Source organism: Pedobacter nutrimenti, assembly GCF_003208655.1.
Taxonomy (GTDB): Bacteria; Bacteroidota; Bacteroidia; order Sphingobacteriales; family Sphingobacteriaceae; genus Pedobacter; species Pedobacter nutrimenti.
The window spans coordinates 295,307-314,146 of sequence record NZ_QKLU01000007.1 but is presented as its reverse complement, the minus strand read 5'-3'; the positions used below and the strand labels follow the sequence as shown (position 1 = coordinate 314,146).

General features: G+C 38.8%; 18 protein-coding genes and 1 tRNA gene. 6 read left to right on the top strand and 13 right to left on the bottom strand.

The features are described 5' to 3' along the window. Window position 1 precedes the first annotated feature (1 nt). The 4 genes from clpP to B0O44_RS19425 all read right to left on the bottom strand — a co-directional run bounded on the left by clpP (window position 2) and on the right by B0O44_RS19425 (window position 3,057). Window positions 2-694, bottom strand: coding sequence for an ATP-dependent Clp endopeptidase proteolytic subunit ClpP (gene clpP, locus B0O44_RS19440; RefSeq protein ID WP_110833765.1), 693 nt, complete (start codon window positions 692-694; stop codon window positions 2-4). Window positions 695-914: 220 nt separating this feature from the next. Continuing rightward, window positions 915-2,261: a trigger factor gene (gene tig / locus B0O44_RS19435; protein ID WP_110833764.1), complete on the bottom strand. Its 1,347-nt coding sequence runs from the start codon at window positions 2,259-2,261 to the stop codon at window positions 915-917. Between the two features lie 73 nt (window positions 2,262-2,334). Beyond that, window positions 2,335-2,416: transfer RNA gene (locus tag B0O44_RS19430), tRNA-Leu, on the bottom strand. A gap of 161 nt (window positions 2,417-2,577) precedes the next feature. After that, on the bottom strand, window positions 2,578-3,057 hold the full coding sequence (locus B0O44_RS19425; RefSeq protein ID WP_146229873.1) for a hypothetical protein: 480 nt from the start codon (window positions 3,055-3,057) through the stop codon (window positions 2,578-2,580). Window positions 3,058-3,162: 105 nt separating this feature from the next. Here B0O44_RS19425 and B0O44_RS19420 point away from each other — a divergent pair, with 105 nt between their 5' ends. Next, entirely contained in the window at window positions 3,163-4,014 is an 852-nt protein-coding gene (locus B0O44_RS19420; RefSeq protein ID WP_110833762.1) for an HD domain-containing protein, read from the top strand. Window positions 4,015-4,084: 70 nt separating this feature from the next. Beyond that, complete coding sequence (locus tag B0O44_RS19415; RefSeq protein ID WP_110833761.1) at window positions 4,085-4,990, top strand: NAD(P)/FAD-dependent oxidoreductase; 906 nt, start codon at window positions 4,085-4,087, stop codon at window positions 4,988-4,990. On the opposite strand, the gene B0O44_RS19410 is transcribed toward B0O44_RS19415, so the two are convergent. From B0O44_RS19410 to B0O44_RS19400, 3 genes are all read right to left on the bottom strand, one after another. Next, on the bottom strand, window positions 4,991-6,340 hold the full coding sequence (locus tag B0O44_RS19410) for a PhoH family protein (protein ID WP_110833760.1): 1,350 nt from the start codon (window positions 6,338-6,340) through the stop codon (window positions 4,991-4,993). A 553-nt stretch (window positions 6,341-6,893) separates the two neighbouring features. Next, the gene (locus tag B0O44_RS19405) at window positions 6,894-7,370 is read right to left on the bottom strand and encodes a hypothetical protein (RefSeq protein WP_110833759.1); all 477 of its coding nucleotides are present in this window, start codon (window positions 7,368-7,370) and stop codon (window positions 6,894-6,896) included. A gap of 148 nt (window positions 7,371-7,518) precedes the next feature. Next, the gene (locus tag B0O44_RS19400; RefSeq protein ID WP_110833758.1) at window positions 7,519-8,658 is read right to left on the bottom strand and encodes a histidine decarboxylase; all 1,140 of its coding nucleotides are present in this window, start codon (window positions 8,656-8,658) and stop codon (window positions 7,519-7,521) included. 152 nt (window positions 8,659-8,810) lie between these two features. Here B0O44_RS19400 and B0O44_RS19395 point away from each other — a divergent pair, with 152 nt between their 5' ends. After that, a complete protein-coding gene (locus tag B0O44_RS19395; RefSeq protein WP_110833757.1) occupies window positions 8,811-9,284 on the top strand; it encodes an Lrp/AsnC family transcriptional regulator in 474 nt (157 codons plus the stop codon). 300 nt (window positions 9,285-9,584) lie between these two features. Here the strand turns inward: B0O44_RS19395 and B0O44_RS19390 are convergent, their stop codons facing one another. The 4 genes from B0O44_RS19390 to B0O44_RS19375 form a co-directional block, all read right to left on the bottom strand. Next, entirely contained in the window at window positions 9,585-11,726 is a 2,142-nt protein-coding gene (locus tag B0O44_RS19390) for a prolyl oligopeptidase family serine peptidase (RefSeq protein WP_245943727.1), read from the bottom strand. Window positions 11,727-11,870: 144 nt separating this feature from the next. Then, window positions 11,871-12,236, bottom strand: a complete 366-nt coding sequence (locus B0O44_RS19385; protein WP_110833756.1) for a LiaF transmembrane domain-containing protein — start codon at window positions 12,234-12,236, stop codon at window positions 11,871-11,873. Window positions 12,237-12,383: 147 nt separating this feature from the next. Continuing rightward, window positions 12,384-12,773, bottom strand: a complete 390-nt coding sequence (locus B0O44_RS19380) for a (deoxy)nucleoside triphosphate pyrophosphohydrolase (protein WP_110833755.1) — start codon at window positions 12,771-12,773, stop codon at window positions 12,384-12,386. A 28-nt stretch (window positions 12,774-12,801) separates the two neighbouring features. Next, a complete protein-coding gene (locus B0O44_RS19375) occupies window positions 12,802-13,188 on the bottom strand; it encodes a hypothetical protein (RefSeq protein WP_110833754.1) in 387 nt (128 codons plus the stop codon). A gap of 131 nt (window positions 13,189-13,319) precedes the next feature. Between B0O44_RS19375 and B0O44_RS19370 the strand changes: the two genes are divergently transcribed. Together B0O44_RS19370 and B0O44_RS19365 are read left to right on the top strand one after the other, a co-directional pair. Next, on the top strand, window positions 13,320-13,802 hold the full coding sequence (locus tag B0O44_RS19370) for a GNAT family N-acetyltransferase (protein ID WP_110833753.1): 483 nt from the start codon (window positions 13,320-13,322) through the stop codon (window positions 13,800-13,802). Window positions 13,803-13,975: 173 nt separating this feature from the next. Continuing rightward, a complete protein-coding gene (locus tag B0O44_RS19365) occupies window positions 13,976-16,459 on the top strand; it encodes a M1 family metallopeptidase (RefSeq protein WP_110833752.1) in 2,484 nt (827 codons plus the stop codon). 60 nt (window positions 16,460-16,519) lie between these two features. Here the strand turns inward: B0O44_RS19365 and B0O44_RS19360 are convergent, their stop codons facing one another. Further along, window positions 16,520-17,593, bottom strand: coding sequence for a DUF5074 domain-containing protein (locus tag B0O44_RS19360; protein WP_146229872.1), 1,074 nt, complete (start codon window positions 17,591-17,593; stop codon window positions 16,520-16,522). A 110-nt stretch (window positions 17,594-17,703) separates the two neighbouring features. On the opposite strand from B0O44_RS19360, the gene B0O44_RS19355 reads away from it, so the two are divergent. Further along, on the top strand, window positions 17,704-18,234 hold the full coding sequence (locus B0O44_RS19355) for an OmpA family protein (protein ID WP_110833750.1): 531 nt from the start codon (window positions 17,704-17,706) through the stop codon (window positions 18,232-18,234). Here B0O44_RS19355 and B0O44_RS19350 read toward each other — a convergent pair. Continuing rightward, complete coding sequence (locus B0O44_RS19350) at window positions 18,231-18,803, bottom strand: DUF1572 domain-containing protein (RefSeq protein ID WP_110833749.1); 573 nt, start codon at window positions 18,801-18,803, stop codon at window positions 18,231-18,233. The genes B0O44_RS19355 and B0O44_RS19350 overlap by 4 nt on opposite strands. Window positions 18,804-18,840 lie beyond the last annotated feature (37 nt).

Sequence of the window (18,840 nt, the reverse complement as noted above, 5' to 3'; positions counted from 1 at the left end):
TTTATGCTTTATTGTTTGAACCTAATACCTCATCAATCATTCCAAAACTTTTCGCTTCTTCAGAAGTCATCCAGTAATCACGGTCAGAGGCTTTCTCTACCCAATCATAAGTTTGTCCTGAATGACTGGAAATGATGTCATATAATTCTTTTTTCAATTTAAGCATTTCCCTCAAATTGATTTCCATATCAGAGGCAACACCCTGAGCACCACCGGAAGGTTGGTGGATCATCACCCTGGAGTGCTTCAAAGCCGCCCTTTTACCTTTAGCTCCTGCAACCAGCAGAACTGCTCCCATCGAAGCGGCCATACCGGTACATATTGTTGCAACGTCAGGTGCAATATACTGCATTGTATCGTAAATCCCTAAACCTGCATACACAGAGCCCCCCGGAGAATTAATATAAATCTGTATATCCCTGTTGTTATCTGTAGATTGGAGGAACAACAATTGAGCTTGTATAATATTGGCATTTCCTTCATAAATAGCATCACCCAGAAAAATAATCCTGTCCATCATTAAGCGGGAAAACACATCCATCTGAGCCACATTCAACTGACGTTCCTCAATAATATAAGGTGTCATGCTTTTTGGGGAATTATTGGTTTGCCCGATAAAACGATCCACATTTAAACCATTTATACGGTGATGCTTAACTGCATATTTTCTAAATTCGTCTTTATCTATTTTCATGTTTAGGGTATTTTAAATTTATAACTCCTTTCGGAATTCATGAAGAACTATTCTTCTATTTTAATTTTATTAATGTATAACCTTTTATCAATAGTAAAAAAACTAAGTTGATAATTTATTATTGTATTGTAAAATTTGAATAGCTTTTATATAAATAAGGCGGCCTTAAAAAGCCGCCTTATTTATATCTGTATATTTAGAATTGCTCTTCTAACATGAATTAAGCCAATTCTACAAATTTATTGTAAGCTATTTCTTTTTGGTCAATAGTAGCTGCTGATTTAATATAATCAAAAACTTTCAGGGCCTTAACTTCTTCAAAGATACGGTTCGCATTGTCTTTCTCTTTAAGGAAGGTTGCCGTATACTGAGCCAACTGATCTTCTGGCATAGGGCTAGGACTATACATTCTGAATTGGGCATCCAAACGTTGTTTAGCCGTTTGAAAAACATCTTCATATTTAATTTCGATGTTATTGTCCTTAATTAATTTATTTTCAATTAAAGTCCACTTCAGGTTTTTTGCAAAATCATCATAACCTTCAGCAAGTTCGGCATCAGTAAGTTTTTCGTTGGTTGCTTTTAACCATTTACGTAAAAACTCATCGGGCAATTCCATTTTAATACTTTCTGTCAGTTTAGTATAGATATCATTCTGCAGTTTGCGGTCTGCATCCTGCTTGAACATTCCTTCTACTTCTTCTGTAATTTTAGCATTAAATCCGGCTTCGTCTGTTACAACACCTTCACCAAATATTTTATCAAAGAACTCCTGGTTTAAATCTGCTTCTTCCAAACGGTTTACATTTTTAACCGTAACCTGAAACTTAGAATTCAGCTCTTTTGCATCCTCTTCGCTAATGTTCAGTAATTTAGCAATTATTGCCTCATTCTTTTCAAAAGCTTTCTGAAGATCAAGTTCAACTACATCTTCTTTTTTTAAACCGATTAAAGACTTTAAAATCTTTTTATCTTTTACCTGATCCAAACGGATTGAACCGGTATGTTTAATTCCACCTTCAAAAACTGAACCATCCGGAGAAAGTTGTGCTAATTCGGCATAAAGAACGTCATCATCTGCCGAAACTTCAGGGTTTGTCATTTTGCCATAGCTTCTGCGGATATTTTTGATCCTTGCTGCCAGGGTTTCTTCATCGGCTTTTACGTCATATGCCGTAAATTTATCTTTAGAAGTAATGCTCACTTCAACGGCCGGTGCCAATCCAAGTTCGTAATCAAATTCGAACTCATCTGTATTGTCCCACTTAAATTCTTTAGAATCGTCCATTACAGGAAGCGGCTGACCAAGAATCTCTACTTTCTCATCTGTAAGGTATTTATTTAAAGTCTCGCCTAAAAGATTATTGATTTCTTCTACCAGGATACTTTTACCATACATTTTTTTGATGTGGCCTGCAGGAACCATCCCTTTACGGAAACCCGGAAGGTTAGCTTTTTTCGCTTGATCCTTAATGGCTTTTTCCACCTTTGCAGTATAATCCTCAGGTGCAATCTTAATTTTTACGACTGCGTTTAAATCGTTAATTTTTTCCTGTGTAATGTTCATTTTTCTGAATCAAAATATTTTACCAATATCCTTTTATATAAAAATTCCCCCGTGTTGCGGAGGAATTCTAATGTGCGGAAGAAGGGACTCGAACCCCCACGCCGTGAAGCGCCAGATCCTAAGTCTGGTGCGGCTACCAATTACGCCACTTCCGCAGTTAGGAGTTATTTAGGACTGCAAAGATAGGGATTGTTTTTAAAAGTCAAAATGCTTTTTACATTTATTTTCACTTAAAAAAACAGCTTGTATTTACATTTTTCAACAGATTCCAAAAAAGTCTTTTCAGCACTCTGATAAATAGACAGATACAATAAAATCAGGTTCGGTCGGATCCAAAATTCCATCTCGGTATTTTTCCAAAGATACCCTGGTAAACCTGTAGAAGCTTTATTTTTATATATCCTGGCCGGTCCTTATACTGGCCATCATAGGTCACATACCAATGAACATGTAAAGCTTCTATATCCTCAATAAACATTTGTACGGGCCAGCAATTTTTTCTGCTGGTTTCATCAAAATGAAGCCCATCCACCAGGTTATCTCTTAAACCATCACATATATGTCCTTCTGTATTTGCATTTCCAAACAACTCCACTCCGCTCTTTCCAATGTAAATCAACTCTACTTTTCCTTTTCTTAATGCGTACACAAGAAAAACACCATAATAACTTGAAGGTGCATTACAAACCTCTTCTAGGCTATCTGTCGGGCGATAAAAGAAATTACCTTTGAAGGTATATTTTTCCAGTTCATCAAACATAACAATACTAAACAGGTTACAATATAACCATTTCAACCTTTTATTCCCACAATACTTAACCCGACAAGGAAATTAAAAAGAATCACCACAATAAAACTAAAAATATTAGCAAATAAACTATCTACTTTAGTATATTTGCATATGATTAAAGTCAGCGATATTATTTATGGCACATTTGAACTTCCAGCCATTTTCCGGGAGTTACTAAACAATAAAAGCTTGTTAAGGCTGAGAAATGTCCATCAGAGTGGCGCCATCTTTCTTGTTAATCCAGACATTTCACATTCCAGAATGGAACACTCCATTGGTGTTATGCTCCTGATCCGCATCCTTGGAGGTTCTGAACTTGAACAAATAGCCGGCTTGCTCCATGATGTTTCACATACGGCTTTTTCTCATGTTGGCGATTACGTATTTGGCAATCAGGAAGAAGACTATCATGAAAAAGTATTTGAACCTGTACTGCTTCACTCGGATATCCCCGAAATACTGGAGCGATTTGACTACTCCATCGACCAAATTTTAAGAACTGATTTTTCTATCCTGGAACAGCCACTACCTTATCTTTGTGCTGACCGGATCGACTACACCCTCAGGGATGCCCTTCACGCTAAACTAATTACCAGAAAGGCCGCCAGGAATTTTATAGATTCCATTACTTTAAAACGAGGAAAAATTGTTGTCAACGACCCCATGCAAGCACAATGGATTAGCAGCACCCTGGAAAAACTAAATAAAGAGGTTTTTAATCATCCTTTGTACGTATATGCCAATCAGCAACTGGCAATACTGATCCATGATTTTATAAAAAAAGGCACGCTCACAGAAACAGACCTTCTGAAAGATGACGTTTATTTACTAAATAAAATCCGCAGCACATCTGCAGGTTATGAAGCAATAAAATCCATTAAACAACAAAAAGGATATCCGGATTTTCTAAAAAAGGGGCCCCACCTAAAAATAAAAACAAGGTACTTAAAACCCTCATTATAAAGTAATAATATTGGTACGCAACATTGTGGCGATATTTAATTTATATTTGGACGTTTATTTTTACACTTGTATGAAACCAAAGATATTTGATGTCATCATCATTGGCGGAAGCTACTCCGGATTGTCAGCTGCAATGGCTTTAGGAAGAGCCATCAGAACCATACTTATTGTGGACAGTGGTACCCCCTGCAACCTGCGTACCCCATATGCACACAACTTCATCACCAGGGACGGAGAAAAACCTGCCAGCATTGCCAGAAAAGCAAAAGAACAAGTATTAAACTACCCAACAACCCAGTTCCTGAAAGACGAGGTACTCCGGGCTAAAAAATCAGCTTCAGGCTTTGAATTGCTCACTGGTCACGGAATTACCCTGAATACAAAAAAGTTACTGTTTACTACAGGCATCAGGGACATTATACCTTCTATTGAGGGATTCTCGAGCTGTTGGGGCATTTCGATACTTCATTGCCCATATTGTCATGGCTACGAAGTAAAAGATAAAAAAATTGGCTTGCTTGGCCATGGCAAAACAGGCTTTGAATTAAGCAGGGTTCTTTACAGCTGGAGTAAAGACATGATCCTTTTTACCAATGGAGAAAGCCATCTGACGAAAGAACAAGCCTGGCTTTTAAAGAAAAAAAACATACCGGTCATAGAGCAGAAATTCCTGAGTATTGAACACCTCAACGGACAAATCCAGTTTATTCACTTTACAGATGGCACAACCTACCAGATAGATGCACTTTTCACCAAACTGCCTTTTGAACAACAATGTAACATACCACAGCAACTTGGCGTAGAGTTAACAGAACAAGGCTTTATTAAAATCGATGATTTTCAACGAACCAATGTGACGGGAATTTACGCGGCCGGGGACAACACCACTGTTTTCAGGGCCGTTTCTGTTGCAACAGCCGCAGGCACAAAGGCAGGTTCATTCATCAACAGAGAACTTATAGAAGAAGAATTCTGATCAAAGTAAATCATTTGCAAGGTTAGCCAACTCACTCCGCTCCCCTTTATCTAAAGTAATATGTGCATAAAGCGCGTGCTCCTTTGCATTTTCGATCAGATAAGACAATCCGTTACTTTCTGCATCCAGATAAGGCGTATCAATCTGATGAATATCCCCTGTAAAAATAATTTTAGTATCTTCTCCCGCCCGGGAAATAATAGTTTTAATTTCATGTGGCGTTAAATTCTGAGCTTCATCCACTATAAAAAATATTTTTGTCAGCGTTCTTCCCCTGATATAGGCCAGAGGGGTAATGACAATTTTCTCCGTACTTACAAATTCATCAATACGCTCCTGCATAACCGGATCACCGGCATATTGTTCCTTTATAAAACGAAGGCTGTCCCATATAGGAGCCATATAAGGATCAATTTTAGATTTGGCATCCCCCGGTAAAAACCCAATATCCTTATTACTTAGTGGAATAATTGGCCTGGTTACATAAATCTGCCTAAACTCCTTCCTTTGTTCCAATGCAGCAGCAATGGCCAGCAGGGTTTTGCCGGTCCCAGCCTTCCCCTGAATGGTAATCAGCTTGACCTCCGGATTCAGCAATGCATGTACGGCCAGTGCCTGTTCGTAATTTCTGGGAGCAATATTAAATACAGTCTGAGGCTCTATATGGAGCAACTGTTCAGATTGCTTATCATAAAATACATTTACAGTCTTTCTTTTATTCTTCAGAACGTAAAAGTGATTTCCCAAACCCAGAGAAGTATCCAAAAGATCAGCAGGCGCCATTCCATCCTTTTTTAACTTCAACATTAACTCTTCGGGTACTTTTGTAAGTGTTGTTTTTCCTGTATATAATTCTTCTACATTTTTTACTTTACCTGTTTCATAATCTTCGGCATACAGATCCAGGGACTTGGCCTTCAGGCGAAGACAAATATCCTTAGACACCAGTACAACTTTTTTTTCAGGAAATTCAAGCTTTAACCCTAAGGCAGCATTTAAAATTTTATGGTCGAATTTTCCTTCTCCAAAGATTTTCTCTGCATCTGTTTCTCCGGGATGATGATCCATCACCACCTTAAACCTTCCTCCTTTTATACCGGAAAAAGCAATCCATTGGCTCAGTAGTTTTTCATCAGATGCCTCATCCATTAAACGTATAAACCCCCTCGCCTCAGCATTTCGGGTCTCATTACCATTTTTCATATGATCCAGTTCTTCTAAAACCTGTATGGGGATAGCTACATCATTTTCCTTGAAATTATGAAATGCATTATGATCATATAGGATCACAGAGGTATCCAATACAAATATTTTCTTTTTTGAGGACAGGGACCTGGCAGATTTACTCATATCCCTAAAATAGCGAAATTATACGATCCTAAAGACAGGATTAGAAAAAAGAAACCGGAGCCCTCTTCGTTCGATTTGGTTCTCCGGTTTCAATTTTTAACAGCCATAGCCATTAAAAACATCAAATTTCATTTACTTCCACTTTCCTTGTTTCAAATGACTCTCGCAAATCACTTGTACAATTCTATCGTTTCTGTCAGCCTCTCCATAGAAAGACCTACCTCAAACAATGTCCGTTCCAGATACAGTTTTTCATTTCTGCTTTTCAGCATCCACTATTTTAAACATCTCATCTTCTGTCTCCTTCGAATTCGATATTTACTGATCCATCAAGATATCCAGAATCTTTTTGCCCTTAAGCTAAGTTTTCTTTTTGGATAATCTTTTCAGACTGTCAAAGTACTTCGTTTTTGATATATCTAATTTACAACTCTTTAGCTATTCCAGTCAAGTTTTTTGATCAATAATTATCAACAAGTTCTGCACTGCCTGCTAACAGTTTCTTAACAGGTTATCCACAGAATTATAAACATACTGAAAGCATTTCCTACTCTTAGTCCTTACAATCTTGCGGAGAAAAAGTAAATCTACCTTTTTCAAAGCTAATCGGCTTTCCTTTTACGAAGTACGATTTTCCAAGATTCGTCTCTATCTGACCCACACCTAATATCATTTTGCCGTCTTTCTTTAAAAAAGCCAGCGGATTTTTGTACACCGTAGGATTTGTTTTACCTATTTTAAATGTATAATCAGCAAACAAAGTATCTCCACTAAACTTCCCTTCCAGCAGACCATCATTTTTGCCCTTGTCCAGGTAATTGATCACCAGAGCCCCCGTAACCTTTCCATTATCCAGGGTTTTAATTTTAAGATTTGCCGTATCCTTTCCGTCAACAGCTATAAAACAACTGTTCTTGATCAGTGAATCTTTCCTGGCTTGTTCTGCCTGTTTATTGTCCTTTGTCCCCTGGCCACAGCTAAACATAAGAAGCATTGCAGCAAAGGCAAGATAAAAAGCTGGTTTTTTCATAAATTTTGTTTTTAATGATTTTGGTTAATGTCTGCGATACCCGGACGAATTAAATGATTCAAATGGGTTTACATTTCCATAAAACAAAATACATTAAATATTGTGTGAAAAAGCAGGCACAATCTATAAAAAACGACAAGACCTCCTACTACAGCACAGCAGCTACTTCCTTATCTTTTACAAGTTCAGCTTTATAATCCTCTAAGAATTCATCAAGCTGCTCTATGCTAACTCCAGGCATACAGATCACATGACTATGTCCGTCTTCGGTCGCAAGCTGCCATTTTTGTCGCAGACTTAATGAAGGCGCAGGAAAAACAACCGTTAAAGCAAAAGGATTACTCCAGGCACTTACGCCAAGTTCGGTAAAACGCCGGCGCAAGTAAGCAGCATGTTCCAGACAAATTAAAGCGCGTTCCTTTAGTCCTTCAATGCCTAATTTTTTAATAGCATACCATAAAAACACAGGACTGTGCCCATTGCGGCTCCCGCTAATTGTGGTATCAATTGTCCCGATGTAAGGAATATTTTTTCCGATGCGTTCTTTGTAATTCTTTTTCACCATAACCAACCCGCATGGAATAGGAGATCCTATAAATTTATGACCACTAATGGCCAGACTATCTGCTCCATAATTAAAATCAAAACCAGGCTCCAACTCCAGGGCTGCACTGTAAGTACCCGCCAGCGCAGCATCACAGTGGATGTAATGGTTCTTTATGGCCAATGAACGAAGAATTGCTTTGATCTTTGACAAATCATCCTTTGCCTCAGTCATCGTTGTGCCAATATTCGCCAGAATAATGACCGGCTGATCTCGATGCATCTGCAACATTTGGCTCAAATCTTCATAATCCATCTCTCCATTATGCTGAGTTCTGATTACAATACTATTGCAGTTGAGCAACTGAATATTTTTTTGAACACTATAATGAGTTGCTTCTGAATAATACACTATTCCATTTGGATAAATTTCCCTGGCCACATACAAACCATACAAATTTCCTTCAGAACCTCCATTTGTGACATATCCCCACCAATTAGCTGCAGGTGCATGAAACAGCTCAGCAAAAAACTTGAGTACTTCCTGCTCCAGGGAACGTGAATTCAGATCATAGGTAGACTCTACCTGTGGGTCTCCTACATTGTTTAAAGGCAATTTTAACAAAGGATACAACTCCGAATAATCAAAATCCTGAGCAATAGGGTACCCTATAAAATATTTTGACCTTTCTTCTGCCTTTTTCATATAGGCATTTAGTCTTTGGCTGTCCTCTTGTTTTAACATAAAATACGTTTAAAAATCCACTGCAAATATCACCAACAATAGATTATATCACTATAAATATTAAATAATCAATAATTTTAACTTAAAAAACAAAAAAAACAAGATTATTTACCTTATTTTGCATTTATAAAACGAAAAGAAAGGAAAAAACTATGGCTGAACAACTGGACATCATGGACCACAAAATCCTGAACCTCCTGCAACAAGATTCTTCCTGGAGTGTAAAAGACATTGCGGGCAAAGTCGGACTCAGTCAATCTCCAACCTACGAAAGGATTAAAAGATTGAAATCAGAAGGTTACATTGAAAAATATGTGGCCCTGGTTAACCGTGAAAAACTGGGAAAACACCTGATGGTTATTTGTACAGTAACTTTAAAAGAGCAATCTATAGAAACCCTCAAAAATTTTGAAAGGGATATCATACAATTGGACCAGGTCCTTGAAGTCATGTGCATTGCAGGCAGCAGTGACTATCTACTTAAAATTGCCATAGAAGATGTCAATACTTACCACACATTTGTCATCGAGAAAATATCGTCTATCGCAAATATCTCTAATTTATCCAGTAGTTTTGTTCTTAAAGAAATAAAAAAAGAAACCGCAATTCCCCTTCCCTTAAAATAAACAAGGCCGGAATTCCGGCCCTTGCACATTATTACTACCTGGTTACAATTCGCATCCACCAATTGTGAAGTTCTTCCATTCTCCATTACTGTAGAATATACGCCTCAAAGATGCGCAAGCCAATGCTCTACTCCCAGTAATATTCACAATTCAATAATTTCTACTATTTTAATCGTTTTTAAAAGAATATTTTCCTGTACTTAAACTTCAAACAAGCGTACAAAGGAAAATTCCATCCTGCAAAACAAAAAAAGGAACGGATTAAATCCGTTCCTTTTAAAAATTTCAGTTATAAAAAGATCATTTTTTATAATCCAGTCCCATATTGTACAATAGGAAAGCCCATTTATCTGCGGTTTCTTCAATGGCTTTATCGGTTGGTTTACCTGCTCCATGTCCGGCGTTGGTCTGGATACTGATCAGCACCGGCGCATCTCCACCCTGATCTTGTTGAAGATTTGCTGCAAATTTAAAAGAATGTGCCGGTACGACCCGGTCATCATGGTCAGCCGTAGTAACCAATGTCGCCGGATACTTAACTCCTTTTTTTAAAGCATGTACAGGCGAATAACGATATAGGTATTCAAACATTTCTTTGGAGTCTTCAGCCGTACCATAATCATAACTCCATCCAGCCCCTGCGGTAAATTTATGATAACGCAACATATCCATTACCCCAACCGCTGGAAATGCAACTTTAAACAATTCCGGACGCTGTGCCATAGTCGCTCCGACCAGTAAACCTCCATTAGAACCGCCCATAATGGCCAGATAATCCTTTGAAGTGTATTTATTGGCAATAAGATATTCTGCGGCAGCAATAAAATCATCAAAAACATTCTGTTTTTGCATTTTTGTACCTGCAATATGCCACTTCTCTCCATACTCTCCCCCTCCTCTCAGGTTTGGAACCGCATACACAGCACCTTGTTCAAGTAAAACTACGATGGAGGTACTAAAAGCCGGAGTAAGACTTACGTTAAAGCCTCCGTAACCATATAAAAGCGTTGGATTTTTTGAACTTAGCTTAATGCCCTTTTTATACGTAATAATCATAGGTATTTTCGTTCCATCTTTGGAATGGTAAAACACCTGTTTGGATTCGTATTTTGAAGGATCAAAATCAACTCCCGGCTTTTTATAAATTTCTGATTGGCCCGTTGTTATCGAATACTTAAATATTGTTGTCGGATACACATAAGAGGTAAACGTATAATAAAATTCCTGTTCTGTTTTTTTGCTACCAAAACCACCTGCTGTCCCAATACCCGGCAATTCGATTTGGTGTTCCAGCCGGCCATTCATGTCATACTGCAATACAAAAGAAACAGCATCCTTTATATAATTGGCAAATAATTTTCCTCCGCCTGTAGAAGGAGTCAGTACATTATCTGTTTCCTTAATCAGTTCTTTCCAGTTTTCAGGTTTCGGACTAGAGGCGTCCACTGTCACCACACGACCATTTGGCGCCTTCAGATTGGTATAGATATATAGTTTAGAGCCAACATTATCAATCACCCAATGACTCTGTTCAAAATCATTCACCACATTTACAATGGGTGCATCAGCAACTGAAAGATCCTGTAAATACAATTCATTTCCCGAAGTAGAGTTTGCTGCAGTGATAATTAAATAACGTTCGTCCTCCGTTAATCCCCCGCTAATGTAACGACGCGGAGTTTTCTCTCCTCCAAAAATTAGCTGATCTTCCTTCTGTGCAGTGCCCAGTTTATGAAAAAATAATTTATGATACTGGGTCAATCCGGATAACTGGCTACCTTCTTTAGGTTTATCATAACTGCTATAATAAAAACCATCATTTCCTTTCCAGGAAATTCCCGAAAACTTTATATCGGTCAGGGTTTCACCAATGATACGTTTGTCGGCAGCATTCATGACGACAACTTTGGTCCAGTCAGAGCCCCCTTCAGACAACTGATACGCCAGTAAACTTCCATCTTTTGAAAAACTAATACCAGCGAGAGAAGTTGTCGCATCTTTTGAAAAAGTATTCGGATCAAGAAATACTTCAGCTTCCCCTCCTTTTTTTTGACGATAAAGAACGCTCTGGTTTTGCAGCCCTGTATTTTTGTAATAATAAGTATAATCTCCCTCGATGAAAGGCTGGGAATATTTTTCGTAGTTCATTAATTTGCTGAGCCTTTCCTTAATATCTTTTTTATACACAATTTTGCTCAGGTAAGCCTGGGTCACCTCATTTTCTGCCTTCACCCAGGCTTTGGTTGCTTCTGAACGATCATCTTCCAACCAGCGAAAAGGATCTTCTACTACGGTTCCAAAATAATTGTCTTTTACAGTCTCTTTCTTCGTTTCAGGATATTTCATATTATTTTTAACGCTGCTTTCTTTTTGCTGCGCCAACGTTAACGCTGGCAATGCGGCAGCAATAAGGATAAGGGTACTTTTAAATGTTGGGTTCATAAATCATAGTTTAGGTGTTTTATTGAAGGCTTAATCGCCCTAATTTATAAAAAAAGGCAATCATTTCCGATTGCCTTTCTGGAACTGTTTAAAACTTTCCCTTTAAGCGGGCTCCATTTGAAACAGCACCTATATATGATAGAGTTAATAATTTTCTTTTTTTTCAGGGTCGAAACCACATACCCTAAAATCTTTTGAGGGTTTAAAAATCAGGTATAAACCCACACCAACTAAAGTGGCCGCTGCAGCAAAAGAAGACATCCCTACAAACAGAATACTTTGAAGTGTATATATACCGCCAATCAGCACCAATACAATCCAGCCCCCTGCCTTAAAATTCTTTCTGTAACCAATCACTAAACCAATGAGCAATAATATACTGTGCCAGCTCAACAACCAGAAAGGTATAATTAAGCCAATGCTTTTCGCAGCAAACAGTATTCCCGCTATAATAAATATAATACCAATACTAAAATGACGATTTGTGCGGTTGTTGTTAAAAGTTTCCATGATCTTTAAATTTTAATCTTTGCATTCATTTATTTTTGAATGGTACCCTAAAATTACGGCAGAAATGCACGCAAGGCAATGCAATCCGGGCGGAGCATCGTTTAAAATCGGTAAATGAATTAAATTGACCGGTAAAATTTCCGGTCCTTAAAGATTTGCCGCCAGATATGCCTTAACAACCGGGACATCTGCAGCTGCCCAGTCCAGATCCAGCAGGTTTTTAGGAGCCACCCACTTTCCTGAATGATGCTCCTTCAATACTAAGGTTCCACCGGTAATCCTGCATACAAAAGGAATGAGTTTGATAGAAAAGGCAGGATAATTATAACTGACAGGCATTTGCTCGCTTACAATACAAATGTCCAGGTTTAATTCTTCTTTAACCTCTCTAAGCACACAATCCCGCGGACTTTCATTCGCCTCCAGTTTACCACCCGGAAACTCAAACTTAAAGGGCAAAGACTGATTGGCAGCCCTTTGGGCTACAAACACACAGCCATCCTCCCGGACAATTATTGCACAGCAAACATCGATCATCCTGCAAATTAAGCAAATAAAGTCCTTCTCAAAAAAACAACTGCACCAAACCCCTTCTGTAGGTACTATATACAATAATTTGCTTAATCCGATCGTATCTGGACATTTTAACTTCCCCTTCGCTGGGAAGACTGTAAGGGACTTCTTCTCTTAACTGCTCCTCAGAAAGCACTTCCACATAACCCAGTAATGCACGGGAACTGGAAACCAGGTCATCCAATTCCTGTCCTCCCATCTGAGAAGACTTACCATCTGCAGAAAGTACATCTTGTATTCCGGTATTGATCTCCTCAAAATTCAAATGTAGTTGCTGCAGTAAATCCGTACTGGACCGGTCCCTTACAGAAGTTAATAAACAGGTATTTGCTTTAAAATTATAAGCACAAAGATCTTTAATGGCGATTTGTAAATTCATATGTTCAGGGATTACAGAACGAAGTAAACAAGTCCCACTGACAACCTTATGTCAGTCTGAAAAGAAACAAAAAAATAAAATAATTTGGCAATATGTAGCAGACTACATATAATTGTAAAAACTAAAATTTTATGTCCTCTATCATCAGAAGCATCACCGAAAAAGACAATGCAGCCCTGGCCAGGATCATCCGTTCTTCGCTGAATGAATTTAACGTCCCTAAAATTGGCACAGTTTATTCGGATCCGACAACGGATCGGCTCTATGAGCTTTTTAAAACTAAGGGCGCGAGCTATTTTGTGGCTGAAGAAGATGACATTCTATTGGGTGGGTGTGGCATTTTCCCTACCGAAGGTTTACCCCAGGGCTGCGCAGAACTTGTAAAACTTTATCTTTCCGAAGCAGCAAGAGGTAAAGGCCTTGGCAGAAAATTACTTGAAACCTGTTTTCAAGCGGCTATAAAATCCGGCTACAATAAACTCTACCTGGAATCTTTCCCCCAGCTGGAAAAAGCGGTTGACTTATATCTTAAAGCAGGATTTGAACACCTCCCTCAGGCAATGGGTAATTCCGGCCATCATGCCTGTACCATCTGGATGCTCAAAAATCTTTAGGATCAAAATTAATTTCAGATAAATAATTTCTTTCTATCTGCTTCTAACCCTTATTTTAGGGAAAAAATCAGAAAAGACTTCAAGTGGTATTAACCCATTTCTGCATAATAAATGCCTCAGAGTGGAGTTCTTTTAAATAACGCTTGAATTTTTGAGTAAAAACAATATATCCAATGAAAGAAATTTTCAGAAAATCATCTTATGCCTGCCTGGCTTTGGTTTTGGCTATTCAGACACTTCATGCCCAAACAGAAAGCAATACAACTGGACAAACACAGGCAAAATCAATTTACCGTGCCTCTGCCACCAAAATCAATGCACTTATTCATACAAAACTGGATGTGAGGTTCGATTACACTAAAAGATATCTTTACGGGAAAGAATGGCTTACACTCAAACCATATGCTTATGCTACAGACTCTTTAACCTTGGACGCAAAGGGAATGGACATCAAAACGGTAGCCATTCAAAACGGAAAAGATCTTCAGAAATTAAAATATAGCTATACAGAAGACCAGCTTAAAATCCAGCTTGGAAAAAGTTTTCAGCCAGGTGATCCCTACACCATTTTTATCGAATATACCGCGAAACCAAATGAACTGAAAGCAAAGGGAAGCGCCGCCATTACCGACGCTAAAGGTCTGTATTTTATCAATCCCGATAGCACCGTTAAAGGTAAACCCGTACAAATATGGACACAAGGGGAAACAGAAGCTTCCTCGGCTTGGTTTCCTACTATTGACAAACCGAATCAGAAAACGACTGCTGAAATTAGTATGACTGTTCCCGCAAAGTATGTTACCCTGTCCAATGGTAAACTCGTCAACCAGCTCAAAAACACAAATGGGACCCGTACAGATACCTGGAAAATGGAACTTCCTCATTCTCCTTATCTGTTTATGATGGCAGTTGGCGATTTCAGAATTTACAAAGATAAATGGAAAGACAAAGAGGTCAACTATTACCTTGAACCTGACTATGCGCCCTATGCAAAACAAATATTTGGGCTGACCCCAAAAATGATTGATTTCTATTCAGGCATATTGGGCGTAGACTTTCCATGGAACAAATATAGCCAGATCGTTGTTCGCGATTACGTCAGCGGTGCCATGGAAAATACCACAGCTACCCTGCACGGAGAATATGTACAGCGCACTCAAAAAGAAATGCTTGATGACTATTACGGACAGGCTGAAAGCACCATCGCTCATGAACTTTTCCATCAGTGGTTTGGAGATTATGTGACTGCCGAAAGCTGGAGTAACCTGACCGTTAACGAGTCATTTGCGAATTACAGCGAAGTTTTGTGGGCAGAACATCAATATGGAAAGGACCAGGGAGACGCACATAATTACAAGGATATGGACAGCTATCTTGGATCTAAACCCGACGCTTTAAAAAATCTGGTCCGTTTTCATTACGCAGATAAAGAAGAAGTCTTTGATCTGGTGTCCTATCAGAAGGGAGGACGCATTCTCAATATGATGCGTAATTATCTTGGCGACAAGGTATTTTTCAAAGGCTTAAACATTTACCTGAAACAAAATGCCTTAAAAAATGGTGAAGCCCATCAGCTCCGACTGGCAATGGAAGAAGCCAGTGGACAAGATCTTAACTGGTTTTTCAACCAGTGGTATTTTAACGCTGGACATCCAGAACTGAGTATAGATTACGCCTGGGATGAAAATGCCAAAACAGAAAAAGTAACGATTAAGCAATTACAGAAAGGGCATCACTTCCGTTTACCAATGGCGGTTGACATTTACACAGGTAACACGAAAAAGCGATATCAAATCACCCTTGTCAACGCAGAACAATCTTTCAGTTTTCCCTCGAGCTCAAAACCCGATCTGGTTAATGTAGATGCAGATAAAGTTTTACTGGCCATCAAAACGGACAACAAGCCTTTAAGTGAATTTGTTTTCCAATATCAGCATGCCCCTCTTTATGCAGACCGGCTTGAAGCAATCATTGCTGCAGCCAAAAACAAAACGGAAACAGATGCTTCAAAAATTCTTCTTGCTGCCTTAAACGACAAATATTATGGGTTAAGAATAGAAGCCATTGAAGCGATAGACCTGAGCAATGCTGCACTGGCCCAAAATGCCTTGCCGCTTATTCAAAAAATGGCGGTTTCCGATCCGAATACCTTAGTACAGGCCCAAGCCATTACTGCGATGTCTTCGCTCGCCAATCCCGCCGACCTTACCTTGTTCAGAAAAGGATTGGATGATAAGTCTTATGCCGTACAAGGTGCGTCACTTACTGCAATTTCCCTTCAAAATCCGGAAGAGGCAATGACCGCAGCAAAAAAACTGGAAAAAGACAACAGAAAAGCCCTTACAACGGCTATGGTAAATGTTTATTCGAAATATGGTTCAGAAAAAGAACTTCCTTTCATTAGTGAAAAATTTTCAACCCTCGATACTCAGGACCAAGTACAGCTGATTCCAGCCTATATGGCCCTACTGGGTAGGGTAAATGACCTGAATGAAGTTAAAAAAGGAGTCGATGTGGTCAAAGCAATAGGCATCAAATACAAAACCTATGGCGCCAACACTTTTGTCAGTAATTTTCTGGGACAGCTCAGACAAAAGAAGCAATCTGATCCTGTCAGCCTGGCTTATATAGACGCAGCACTTGCAGAACTCAAATAACAAATAAAAAGAAAAGGCCCGTTGTAATTAACGGGCCTTTTCTTTGATCATTTTTGTTGCTTATTGCGTAAAAAGAATATCTATAATTCCATAGCCCGCATTTTTAATTTCCTTTTTTAACTTTCCCTTTTGGTCAAAAATAAACAGACTACTGGCCATTTCTCCCATAAATAGTCCCGGGCTGTCTGCAATATAGAGCTCTCCATTTTTTGGATTTACTTTCCAGGCCGTAGCGAAAATAATGCCGGCACCTGCATGATCGATAAACTTCTCTGCTGTTTTGGTCATCGTATTAAATCTGCAGGTCACTCCGGTGGAAGTCTCTTGCCAATAAATATACTCATCCTGGCCAGAGGCTGTCAGAATTCCATTTGCTGGCAGTTTATAAGTATTATCCAGTTCAACGGAGTCAACAGCTTTAAAATTTTGATCCAGTTTTATGAATTTAGATTTATTACTGAAACCCTGTACACCAACCCATACCACTTTATTGGCTGTTTTAACCACACCAGAGACATTCTCTTTATAAGTATATAGTACTTTCACTACGTTGTTATCAATTTTAACCAGTCTTTTCCCTGCACCAGTGACAATGCTGTTGTCTACTTTATTTACAGGTACCAGTGCGATATCTTTGGTATCAGTAACCATTGTTCCCGAAACATTTTTAGCCAGCAGATCAACCGGGTACAAACCTGGTTTTTTACGGTTGGTCACATTTGCGTAACCTGTTTTACCATCCGTGGTTGTAAAATAGGTCAGGCCGGAAATGCCCGACTGGGTAACGTTATAATCCAGTTTCAGACTCTGGTCATCTATAACCGTTAAATGATTTGGCCCCTGGGAAGAAGTAATGTAATAACGGTTGTTAAAATGAGTGATGCTCATTGCTGAGGGTGACAACACCTGGTCTTTATTTTCTTTTGAAAAAACATTGGTACTCAACTTTCCCTGTTCATCGATAAAAGAGAGTTCAGATGGCCCATCAACCTCCTTACTGCTGTTGCTGAGCAACAATACGCCACCTGCATAAGGTCCTTTAGGGCTGATTGTTTCTTCTTTGGTTTCGTCTTTTTTGCAGGCTGTAAAAAACAGCAGGATCATCATAAAAACAAGTAGCGTTTTCGATTGCATATCTAAGTATTAAATGGTTCTAAAATTGCCGCAAAGGTAAAAGAATAATAGAAATGAGCAGTACACCACCTAATAATACCTATATTTAGGTCTTATTCAAATTTGATCAGATGAGCTATAAAACCACTTTAATTGCCGCTTCCCTTCTTGCACTTACCCTTTCGTGTAAAACAAAGAAAAATCTTATTCAGAAGCCCAGCACTCCAGTAGAAACAAGTATTAGGGATGCAGAAATTGATAAAATAAAAAAAGACATGCCTCAACAGGAGGTAGAACGTACCGAAGCCGGAATTAAATTTACGTTCAGTTCAGAAATCCTTTTTCCAACCAATTCCTCTATTCTGAATGAAGACTCAAAAAAGAAGATCACAGATCTGGCAAAGGTTATCCAGGAAAAAGAAAATAACCGTCAAATTCTGATAGAAGGTCACTCTGATAAGACCGGCACAGCAGAATACAATCAGTGGCTATCAGAAAAACGGGCCGTATCGGTAAAAACCCAGCTAGTTAAGCTTGGAATTGATGCACAAAGAATTAAAACCTCAGGTTTAGGTGATACCAGACCCATAGCAGACAACAAAACAAAAGAAGGAAGGTTAAAAAACAGAAGAGTAGAAGTCACCTTACTTAAAAGCAACTAAACCTTTTTTTGCCGGATCAGTTCCTCGGTAAAATGCGCTGTGTGTTTGGCTTTACTGAATTTCTCTGTATTATAATCTTTGGAATTCCCTCTGGGTATGGAAAGAGAAACCCAGTCTGTTGTGCAAAGCATTTTAGCGAGGAATACAATCTGACCAACATGATATGGATAATGTGCCAGCTGCCGGTTAATCGCCTCGGTTACGGTATGCCCCATATTCCTAATATACACCAGTTTGTCCAGGTCCTGTTCATTCAGGCTTTCCAGGGCATTAAATAAACAAGTCCATCCTTTCTCCCAGCTGTACAACAATTCTTCTTTTCCGGTTTGGGGCCCTTCAAATTCCTCATCCCGGTTACGCCATTCCTTTTCTCCGTCGCTATCCAGAAAATCAGTCCATCTTGACAACATATTACCACTCAGGTGTTTTACAATAAGGGCAATGCTGTTGCTTTCCTGGTTAAATTGCCAGGTCAGCTTCTCCTGCGGAACCTGAGCCATTGCTTTATCGCCAAGCAATTTGTAATATTCAAATTGTTTGCGGACACTTTCCAGATAATTATTTTTCATGGCTTTTGTTTTGTTTAGTCAAATTTACCAAAACAGG

Bases quoted from the DNA above. Each gene is read 5' to 3' on its own strand.
- clpP (WP_110833765.1), bottom strand. From the start codon at position 694: ATGAAAATAGATAAAGACGAATTTAGAAAATATGCAGTTAAGCATCAC.
- tig (WP_110833764.1), bottom strand. From the start codon at position 2,261: ATGAACATTACACAGGAAAAAATTAACGATTTAAACGCAGTCGTAAAA.
- B0O44_RS19420 (WP_110833762.1), top strand. From the start codon at position 3,163: ATGATTAAAGTCAGCGATATTATTTATGGCACATTTGAACTTCCAGCC.
- B0O44_RS19415 (WP_110833761.1), top strand. From the start codon at position 4,085: ATGAAACCAAAGATATTTGATGTCATCATCATTGGCGGAAGCTACTCC.
- B0O44_RS19410 (WP_110833760.1), bottom strand. From the start codon at position 6,340: ATGAGTAAATCTGCCAGGTCCCTGTCCTCAAAAAAGAAAATATTTGTA.
- B0O44_RS19405 (WP_110833759.1), bottom strand. From the start codon at position 7,370: ATGAAAAAACCAGCTTTTTATCTTGCCTTTGCTGCAATGCTTCTTATG.
- B0O44_RS19400 (WP_110833758.1), bottom strand. From the start codon at position 8,658: ATGTTAAAACAAGAGGACAGCCAAAGACTAAATGCCTATATGAAAAAG.
- B0O44_RS19395 (WP_110833757.1), top strand. From the start codon at position 8,811: ATGGCTGAACAACTGGACATCATGGACCACAAAATCCTGAACCTCCTG.
- B0O44_RS19390 (WP_245943727.1), bottom strand. From the start codon at position 11,726: ATGAACCCAACATTTAAAAGTACCCTTATCCTTATTGCTGCCGCATTG.
- B0O44_RS19385 (WP_110833756.1), bottom strand. From the start codon at position 12,236: ATGGAAACTTTTAACAACAACCGCACAAATCGTCATTTTAGTATTGGT.
- B0O44_RS19380 (WP_110833755.1), bottom strand. From the start codon at position 12,773: ATGATCGATGTTTGCTGTGCAATAATTGTCCGGGAGGATGGCTGTGTG.
- B0O44_RS19375 (WP_110833754.1), bottom strand. From the start codon at position 13,188: ATGAATTTACAAATCGCCATTAAAGATCTTTGTGCTTATAATTTTAAA.
- B0O44_RS19370 (WP_110833753.1), top strand. From the start codon at position 13,320: ATGTCCTCTATCATCAGAAGCATCACCGAAAAAGACAATGCAGCCCTG.
- B0O44_RS19365 (WP_110833752.1), top strand. From the start codon at position 13,976: ATGAAAGAAATTTTCAGAAAATCATCTTATGCCTGCCTGGCTTTGGTT.
- B0O44_RS19360 (WP_146229872.1), bottom strand. From the start codon at position 17,593: ATGCAATCGAAAACGCTACTTGTTTTTATGATGATCCTGCTGTTTTTT.
- B0O44_RS19355 (WP_110833750.1), top strand. From the start codon at position 17,704: ATGAGCTATAAAACCACTTTAATTGCCGCTTCCCTTCTTGCACTTACC.
- B0O44_RS19350 (WP_110833749.1), bottom strand. From the start codon at position 18,803: ATGAAAAATAATTATCTGGAAAGTGTCCGCAAACAATTTGAATATTAC.